This window comes from Blautia sp. 1001283B150304_161114_C9 (assembly GCF_015668165.1).
In the GTDB taxonomy this organism is placed as follows: Bacteria; Bacillota; Clostridia; order Lachnospirales; family Lachnospiraceae; genus Blautia_A; species Blautia_A wexlerae.
In genome coordinates this window covers 1-9,987 of sequence record NZ_JADPGO010000056.1, presented here as the reverse complement: position 1 = coordinate 9,987, position 9,987 = coordinate 1, and the positions used below count along the sequence as shown (strand labels likewise).

4 protein-coding genes are annotated in these 9,987 nt (G+C 36.5%); all 4 read right to left on the bottom strand.

What is annotated here, in order from left to right; translation table 11 throughout:
- Positions 1–517 precede the first annotated feature (517 nt).
- The 4 genes from I4V44_RS16635 to I4V44_RS16620 all read right to left on the bottom strand — a co-directional run bounded on the left by I4V44_RS16635 (position 518) and on the right by I4V44_RS16620 (position 9,733).
- On the bottom strand, positions 518–1,372 hold the full coding sequence (locus I4V44_RS16635) for a hypothetical protein (protein ID WP_118670451.1): 855 nt from the start codon (positions 1,370–1,372) through the stop codon (positions 518–520).
- A gap of 61 nt (positions 1,373–1,433) precedes the next feature.
- Positions 1,434–2,093 carry a CPBP family intramembrane metalloprotease gene (locus I4V44_RS16630; RefSeq protein ID WP_141396036.1) on the bottom strand — a complete coding sequence of 220 codons (660 nt, stop codon included), beginning with the start codon at positions 2,091–2,093 and terminating at the stop codon, positions 1,434–1,436.
- Positions 2,094–2,197: 104 nt separating this feature from the next.
- Positions 2,198–2,977 carry a hypothetical protein gene (locus I4V44_RS16625; RefSeq protein WP_062807414.1) on the bottom strand — a complete coding sequence of 260 codons (780 nt, stop codon included), beginning with the start codon at positions 2,975–2,977 and terminating at the stop codon, positions 2,198–2,200.
- Positions 2,978–3,190: 213 nt separating this feature from the next.
- Positions 3,191–9,733: a DNRLRE domain-containing protein gene (locus I4V44_RS16620; RefSeq protein WP_182437633.1), complete on the bottom strand. Its 6,543-nt coding sequence runs from the start codon at positions 9,731–9,733 to the stop codon at positions 3,191–3,193.
- Positions 9,734–9,987: the final 254 nt, after the last annotated feature.

Here is a 9,987-nt window from a genome sequence, read left to right as displayed (position 1 = left end):
CTTTCTGTAGTGTTTACAGTATATCAGATTCATTAAGAAATGTCTCTTGAAGTGTCTTAAATTACGATACCATTATACGGTTTATCTTTCTCACCCTGACTCTCTATATACTGATGGATTGTTTCAACAGGTACTATATTTCAAAGATTTCTTTTGCTCTCTCTCTGACCTCTTATTGTCCAGCATCTTTCTGCTATATTTCATAACCATGATCAAATAAAAACACTGAATGAGAATTATTATCTAAACTCATTCTGTACACTTATTTCGACCGACCCAAAGTCAAGAGCATATTGTTCTTTTTTTCTATTATAATATATTTATTGTATCAGAACAAGTGTTTTGTAGTTTTTTATGAATTTGAGCAGATATGCTCGAATGTGCAATTCATCCCATCACCTATAGTGAGGGAATTCTTGCTACGGTTGTTAAAAATGGGTACAAAAAAAACGGTCGGTGGGGGAATGCCAACCGTTCTCTTCATAATCAACTTTATTCATCTTTAACTTTGTTCCTGTCAAACAATCATAATATCACTTTCGTTCCAGTCTATAGATATCTCTTCGCCATCTAAGTAAATCACATAATTTTTTGGTTTTTCTTTTCCAAGATAGCCATTATAACTTATCTGTTCTCCATTTTTATTTACAAATTCTTTTTTTGTAAAAATTGTATTTTGTGTATCTGATATCTGGAAATCTTTATTATCTTTCTTTCCACAAATAACACTGATATACAGTTCTCCGGTTATCGTACATTCTCGCACAACAATTGTATTATCTTTCTTAAAATCAGCCCTATTATAAAGACATTTTATCTCAGAATGTGATGTACATTTCCACCCTCCTCCTTCTTCTTTATAAATTATTTTACTATTCATTTGTCTATCTTCAAGATATAATACCTCTATGGAATCTTCACCATATATTTCATCTATTTTATTTTTTTCAATTCCATAATACTTTTCTGCCTGATCTGCTGTTGAAAAACTCACATATGCATTTTCTATTTCGCAAAACGACATTACAATTAGAAATACCGTACATAATATCGCCCATGTTATAATCCACTTTGACGCAAGCTTTTTCATTTTCTTCATGATTGCCAGGCCTAAACAAAAGACAATACTATAAATAAATATACGTACATTATTATATGTAATCCCTGCCTGAAATTTACTCTCTCCCGGGTGAGTTCGATGATAATTAGTTCCAGTTACCATAGCATAGAATATAAGGTTTATCAAAAACATAATTAACGTTTTTAACGATATTTTTCCTTTTTGTTTCTTTTGTCTGTATATCCTTATACAAGTACAAATCATGAAAACAAATAGTAACAGTTCAGCAATATTTAGTATTTGTATATCCATATTTCTGTTCTCCTTAATTCTAATTTGAACCGCCAGACATATTTCGCTTTCATTTTCTCAATTACTCACCGACTTTTGCCGTAACATAATACCAGCCCTTTTCTTTCTCAGACAGATTAATTTCATATTCTATTCCTCCATATTCTTTTACCATCTGAATCACATCTGTCCGACTGTCATCATTACTATAGGCAAATAAAGAAAATCCACTGTCCAAAAAGCCTTGTGTATACCAGAATCCCACTGTATAACTGCCATTATTTTTCCGGACTACAGCTTCTCCACCTGAAGAACATTTTTTATAATCTTCTGGTAGTTCGATTAATTCCATATCTTTCCTTATTTTTATCTGGTTATTCTGTACCATCTGAACAATTTCAGTCCTTTTTTCCTTATATACCTGAAAGTTTAATTTTTTTATTCCATCATTAAACAAAAATGCCAGATATATTCCAAATAGAAAAACTGGTATTGCCGCAAACCAAAATACACGAATCTTTCTCAAACAGCAAAAACTCCGTATGATATATATAAAAGTTAAAATAAATGATGCAAAAATAACATACCAAAATCCCCTGAAAAAAAGTTCTTCGAAATACCAGATTGTAATAAAATTTGCAGTTATCACAGCTATGCATTGTAATATAATTAATTTTAATTTTTTTCTCTCATCCTTCATTCCCGATTCTCCAGCCAAATACCAATTCTTATACTTCGCCATAATCACGCTCTTTTTTATTATATTGTAACCATACTCTTATTTTCCCTTAAAAGCTGCTATAAAAAGAACGGTCGGTGGGGGAATACCAACCGTTCTTTACATCTCTAGTTATTTTTCTTATGTTCTTTTCGGATGCGAACTATTTCATCATATACTTTCTGCTTTCCTTTCTGTTTTCTCTCTTTTCGAAGATTTTCTCCCTCCTCTACTTCAACGCCCCATTCAGATAATTGCTCAAGTATTTTTTCGGATGGTTTCTTAAATACATCACTTCTATCCAAATGATTTTTAATAATATATTTAATCTTTGCACTTTTATCACAAAAAACAATACAAAAACAATCTAATCGAGAACTCCGCACATAATTCGAATAAAGTTCATAACTGGAATATACCTTCCCTTTTTTTCCTCTTTTTTTTTCAGAAAAAACAATTCCATCCACCCTTGTCGCATACTGTCCTCCAGAACTCCAACAATCTTTTCGTATAATTTCCAATTCATTCCATTTATATGATTTTTTCCTAAACAATGCAATTACTTCGCACCCATCTTCTGTCAGAATAACGCTTTTTAATGTAATAAGCGCTGATGGCAACATTATTATTATAAAGCTTACACCCATAATAATACCTATGCTCTCTTTTGTATAAAACCACATTCCCCATGCCAAAAATTCTACTATAGCAAATAACAAAAGCACTTCCGAATTTGTTTGTTTTATTCTCATTTTATTGCTTCTCATATACCAATCATCTCCCCGTTTTCTACTCTGCTCACCCTCTAGTTCTTTATATAACTTATCTAAACGCCTTTTTCTGATACAGCCAAATTCCAGTACATCGAATAAATAAGTAACTGACTCAAGACTTGCCTGATTTTTCATTTGCTGCGTTGTCGTCGGTCGCCGTAGCCACCGCTACGCCTCCTTCCTCCGCCTTGAAATAAAAAATTTATCCTGCAAGATTGTTTCAAGAATCAACTTGTCGGCACACTGGTTATTATCTATTGCTTTTCGCATTATAAGTAGTCAGAGAATTTTCCTATTTTCATACAAATTATTTTTAAATACACTTATTCAATCCATTTTTAGGTATATTCAACTATATACATAATAAATCAATCCTGTACTCGACTGAAATATTTTAAATATACTTGTTTTTCCTGTTCTTGGATTGTAACGCTTTCCACCGCCTATACATCTACTGGTTGCTGATTTATATGGATGAAGTGTATCTGTTCTGGAATACTGATTATATTGATGTGTTTGCACTATTCCTGCATTTGTACTTGAAGAAACTAAATTCCCACCGGTTCCATATACAGCATTAAATGTATTTTCTGGAATTCGTGGCAAATCTTTTCCTCCTATAGCCCCAGCTAAACTTCCTATCCCTGCAGTTCCAACAAAAGCTGTTGCTGAATTAATCGCTATTTCAAGCATCGTTCCTCCATTATTCCAAGCCGACCAGCCAGCATAAATAGCACTAGCAATTCCACCCCACACAGCACTGCGAGATGCTATAGCTCCTGAAAAAGCAGCAGCAGCAATGTCCCATCCTGTATACGATTGACCAGTTACTTTTGCTGCAATTCCACAGGATACTACATTCATCGCTGCTCCTATAACAACTTCAGTCCAAAATCTTCCTGTTGGATCTTCTCTGCTATATGGATTATTGTCACAATATACATATAGATTTTTAAAAGATCTGTCCTTTGGTGATGCTACTGTATATTTTATTTCGTCTGTACAAATAAATCTCTTCAGAGCCGGAACATAATATCTACTTTTCAGATAATACATACCTGTTTCATTATCATAATAATATCCCTTATAGCGGAATGGATTCTGAACACCTACTGTGTCTGCCAGCTCACCAGTAACAGCTACCACTTTTCCCCAGCTGTCATAAGTATATTTTACTACCACTTTTCCATCTGCGTCAACAAGGGCAATGATGTCACCCTGTACATTTCGTACATAAAAATAGGTGATTCCCCTGATGGTAACAGAAATCAGATTTGCCTGGGAGTCATAACAGTACCAGATGATTCTTCCGTCAGTTTTCTCAGAAAGGAGAAGATCTCCTGCCCACTGATATTCAGTCACTGTATTGTCTACTGTTTTTTTCACTCTGGCACCTGTGTGGTCGTAAAGATATTTAATGCTCTTTCCATTTTCTACACCGGAAAGCCTGCGTCCCTGTGTCCAGGTATAAGTTGTTCCTCCTCTGGTAAGCATGTTTCCAATGGCATCATAAGTCATTGCTGTGCCATCCCAGCTCAGGAGTTTATCCTTCCATGCACTGTCATAAGTTCCTGTCATTGTCTTCACAGGTGTATCAGGAAGAGTTTCCGTAGTCGTAAATGCGTACTCTTTTTCTACTGTAAGATTACCACCCAGATCATAGGCATAAGTAATGGTTTTGTTTAACTGATGATTATTTTCCCGGATCAGCTGATTTAATTCGTCATATCGAAATGTACTCTCACCTGCAGAATCTTTGATACTTATGATATTTCCGTTTGCGTCATATGTATAGTTTAAGGTTTCAGAACCATTCTTAACTGTTTTAGGAAGACTGTAACGATTCTCTCCCTTGTCAATGTAAGTATATGCTGATATATAAGGAGATGCTGTATTCCAGGTACGCCTGGACACTCTGCCGAACTTGTCATACTCTGTAGTTCTTTCAAAGGTCTTTGCACATCTGGTCTTTGTTTCTCTGCTGTCCTTGTCATAGGTATATACTGTTTTCATTGTATGTGTTCCGCAGGTATGTACCATTGACTCCATACAGTTATTTGCATCATAGGCATATTCATAAGTGCTCCCCAGCTCATCTCTTACTCTCACCAGACGATCCAGGAAATCATAAAACAGATAGTATGTCTTTCCTGCTTTATATGATTTTACTGCATAAATATTTCCCTGCTTATCATAAGCATATCTGTAAAGATTCTGTTCTTTGCTGTCTGCCGCATCTTTGAAATAAACCATATGAATCCGATTCTGCTTATCATATTCATAGCGAATATATGCACCATTTCCATAGCATACTTTTAACAGATTTCCATTTCCATCCTCATATTCATATCTTACTGCCTGTTTCCCGGCTACAGACACATCACTGACATTTCCGAAAGCATCATAGTTAAAAGCATAAGCAAAACCATTATGAACAATTCCTGTCAGATTGTCATCCGTATAAGAATAATTATTTCTGACTGTTTCTCTATTTCCATTTACAGTTACTGTCTGTGCAGCTGAAAGAAGACGTTCTATGTCATCATAGGTATAACTGATCTTATTCCCCTTTGCATCCTGGAATGCCGTCATCAGATCTCTGGTCATATCCCATGTATAATGAACCGTATTTTCTCCTGCATCTGTCACTGATTTCACATGATTCTTATCTGATGTCATAACTCTGGTAATCCAGGTACCCGTCTCCGGAACTTTCGGATCAACACATCCGCTTTTCAGGACATTGCCCGCTGAATCATAGGTAAAACGATATACCACATTCTGTGCAGATGTCCCCTTAACTACATTACGTGTTGTTTCTTCATTGTCATACTCATACTTGAAAGAATTACCTTTCGCATCTGTGATACCTGTCATATCAGACTTACTGTTATACTCAAACTTCGTTACCTGTTCCTGCAAATCTTTAACTGAAATGAGGTTATTTTCATCATCATAAGTATAACTGCATCCAAAATTTTCTTTATATAATGCCAGCCCATCGAAATATGCTATATTTGCATTATGACAGTATGTGTAGGCAACCTCAATACTGGTATAATCTTTCTTTGCTACATAGACGTCGCTGAGGAACTGCCAGTCCATGATGTCCGGACTAAAATTTGTATAATGTATATCTGCCTTCCCATCTGTGCCGATAAATCTTACCTCAGTACCAAAACGCCTCTTTTTATCATTATCTGTCTCAGGCAGAGATGTTCCCATTCCCCAGGCATTCACCATATAGGTATCACCTTTTTTTCCGGTAATGTCCACAATCTTCACCAGTTTTTTATCTTTGTCCGGCTCACCGACAAAATGATAAACAGATTCATCCAGACCTGCTACCGACTCTTCTATTTTGTCACGGCTCTTTCGTACAGACAACGGAGCTGTTTTTATCTGCAGATTTGACATTGGAACATAATAAAATTTACTGCCTCTTCTGATCACTCCCCATTCTTTTCCATCAGAATCAACTGAAGTTCCTCTGATTGCCATACGGGTTCCGGCTGTGAGGCTTCCCGCTGCTGCTCCTGATGTACTCCTGGAAGAATAATAGCTGCCGTCCTTTTTTACTTCTACTTTCGCGATATTCCTGCACAGACGTACAATGGCAGAAACCGGCATATAACCGAAAAAGCGATTGCCATCAATCTGCAGTCCCATATAATACCATTTATTTCCATCCGTTCCATCTACAGTTTTTACAAGAGCAGCACAAACTCCTGCATCAATTCCTTCCTGTACTCTGGCACTGGTTTTATCTGCACTTTTATATAAAATAGAGTTTCCTGCTGCTACGAATGCTGAATTTGTTCCTTCATGTCCTCCCAGATATGGAATCGCCTGACCTGTTGAGACATATCCCTCTTTGCCATCTGCTGTCTTTGCATAGTACCAGTTTCTTCCATTCTTCTCGACAGTAATGTATCCGGAAAGTAACTGATGTTTCGTCAGACTGGACAGAACTTCTCCCGTATCTGATGGGGTTTTCCTTAAAACTCCCTGCGAAGATGCAGTTACCAGAAGCTGACTTTTAATCGGAATATTATCTTCGATTCCAACTTCTGAAAGACCATCCGTGTTGCTTTCATTTTTCTCAAATCCTTCTGTAGTTCCAAGGTGGAAATCCCCATTATCAATCAGGTTACATCTGTTAGCGGACGTTCCTGTTTCAAGCTGTGCCATATCACCATACATTACACCTTTGGCATGCCACATAACCATATAAACCTTAACAACAGTATCACTGCTGTCTTCCGGAACAGTAAATGTATTAGTCAGGCGTACAAAACCTTCTGTTGTCTTTTTGATAATTTCACTGTCTTTCAGCTGCTGTACCCCATCTTTGTCCATATAGCGGACTCTCAGAATTGCACCTCCATCTTCTGCAGTCTCACTGACAGATGCTTTTACATACATGGATGCGGTATAGGTTATTCCCTTTTTCACTTTAACATTTTGTGCCCAGTATGCATATCCACTCACGGAAGTGCATTCTGCCTTCAGTGAACGATTTCCCATCATGCATTCAGCTGCTATTGTATTGATTTCTGTATTTCCGGCACCTTTCGGAGAAATCTTTGATGTCCAAGGAGTATTTTCAGCCTGCACTACTGGATCTTTCAGCAGCTGCACTACATTGTCCTGTAACTTGGTAGCATTCTCAAGACGGTTTACATGATTTCCGTCAACATTATATTTACAGCTTACAGCATGCCCAAAACCATCATGTACATGAAGCAGATTTCCATTATTATCAAATCGGTAAATCTCTTTTCGCCCTTTGTTATCTGTAAATTTTGTACTGTTATATCCATACGTCATAGCAAGGCTTTTACCTTTTGTTCCATCTCCATACTCTGCGATAGATTTTACACGATGGGGTTCCTCTGTATAATACCCGTATTTTACCTGATATCCATTAATATTCTCTGCACTGGCAAGCATTCCATTACTGTCATATGTGTAAAATACTTTTTTGCCATCTATATCTGTTACCGTGGTAAGCCTTCCTGCGGTATAGGCAAAAGTCTTCTTATTGCCCGATGGTGATACTGCCTGAATCAGGTTTGCTTCTTCTCCATCGCTTCCCAGAGAATAATTTAGTGTAATAATTCGCCCGGCTCCATCTGTAATATTTTTTACACGATTATTCACATATGAAACCGTTAATTTATTTCCGTTTTTATCTTTTACCGCAATCAAATATCCAGACTCATTAAACACCATACTATTTCCGTCTTTATTCTGTATTGTGTAAGGTTCTTCTGATTTTAAGTTTCGGATCAGGGTCAGATCCAGCCCTGTTTCATCTTTCCACTCTTTAACCGTATTGCCATCCTTTTCTACTTCTTTTTCCACAAAATAATGAACTGTACCATCTGCATCTGTATGAGCATAATAAACATTCCCCGCTATTGATTTTTTATGGATAATCTGATGGAAATTTAAACGAAATCCTTTTCCATATCCAATATTGGTATCCTTATCATTTGTGTTATAAACCAACGATACCTCTGCCGGCATTCTGCTTCCTGATGTTTCCATGACACGATGTTCCAGAATCAGATTTCCGTTATAATCGTTTACATGGACAGTCCCTGCACGTCCGATATTCTGACTATGATACGTCCAGTAATCTTCAAGTCCGGAATAGTTTACATAAGAAATTTCAATTTTGGGTCTGTAATCACTGAGTGAAGAATCCCAGTCTGATGACATCAGCTGTACGGAACCTGATAATTCGTCAATTTCTTTCAGCATCAGCCCATTATTACTGCCATCTCTGTACCACTCCTTTACCATTCTGGTAATATCCATCACAACATATTTGATTTTATCAGCAGTAAACTTGCATAAATCCTGAACTGTTTCTTCATAAATTGGTTTATTATCCCAGTTAATGGTTTTTGATTCCCAGCTCTGAATCACTTTATGTACAGCAATTGTTTTCTCTGCACCATTCTCTCCCAGCGATACCATTACAAGACGTGCATTTACAATCATGTCTCCTGTCTTAATCTCAGGCAACTGGAATTTCAGAAAACTTCTTCTGATTTCGTTTCCTCCTTTTAACCAGAGATTTTCATTGTTATAATAATTGTCTGTATTATTTTTAGATGAAATATAAGCATCTTCAATATCTGTCGCTGCTTTGGAAGTAGTTGTCACAGGATCAATCACTACCGGAAACTTCCTGCTCGCTTCATTTAACCAGTTTCTATCAGGAGTAAAAGTAACTCTGCACTTACCATCAGCAGTCATCTCAGCTGACACCTCAATACTTTCTGATTTTGATCCTGAAAAATCTCTCATATATGGAGCCTGAACCCTAAAAATTTCGTTTTGACCTTCATCAAAGAAGAGTACTTCTTTCTCCCTCAACTCAGGTACAAGTCCTTCTGTCTGATAAAGATATGTATATGATTTTGCAGCTTCCTTTCTAAGCAATACCATATCTTCTTTCATACGCATTCCCTTTACACGACAGCGCAGTTCCATTCCCTCCAGGATTTCAGGATAACAAACGGTATTATCTTTCTGTTTTACAGCTTCTACCGTATTACAGTTTTCTACGCCCCATGAAATACTGCCATACTGATCTTTAATCCTCATCATATTATCTTCTGATGTTTTTTTGGCGAAAAATGCCCCAAAAGTTCCCTTCCTGTTTGTGAAACCTTCTTCTGAAACAAGATTTGTTTTTTGTGCATAAACACTTGTTTCATATGACTCTTCCAGCTTATTATCCATTTCCTTCCAGGTTCCATCTGTATCCTTATAATGTACAGGAGCAAGATAAATCTCTGCTGTACAGGAATGGTCCTGATTTTCAAATACTTTTGTATTGATACTTCGTTTCTCTATAAGTTCTTTTCGATTCATATTTACTGTCCTCACTTTCATTTTCTTTTCCAGCCTGCAGTGCTGAAATATTTCGAGCTCGTTTACAGTTATGATTTTATCGAACATTTGTTCTATTTTCCATAGCAAATATGTAAATTTTCCACATTATAATAAATCTACTTAAATGAAAAACTAAATTCCGGTTTTGGACCAAAGGCAAGAGTAAATTCCATATAGGTCGAAGTTACTTTTGCACACATATTTGCCATATTGTCTTTGATAATCATTACTCC

What these genes read in the sequence shown, in the direction of transcription:
- I4V44_RS16635 (WP_118670451.1), bottom strand. Translation starts at nt 1,372, where the DNA reads ATGGATATACAAATACTAAATATTGCTGAACTGTTACTATTTGTTTTC.
- I4V44_RS16630 (WP_141396036.1), bottom strand. Translation starts at nt 2,093, where the DNA reads ATGGCGAAGTATAAGAATTGGTATTTGGCTGGAGAATCGGGAATGAAG.
- I4V44_RS16625 (WP_062807414.1), bottom strand. Translation starts at nt 2,977, where the DNA reads ATGAAAAATCAGGCAAGTCTTGAGTCAGTTACTTATTTATTCGATGTA.
- I4V44_RS16620 (WP_182437633.1), bottom strand. Translation starts at nt 9,733, where the DNA reads ATGAATCGAAAAGAACTTATAGAGAAACGAAGTATCAATACAAAAGTA.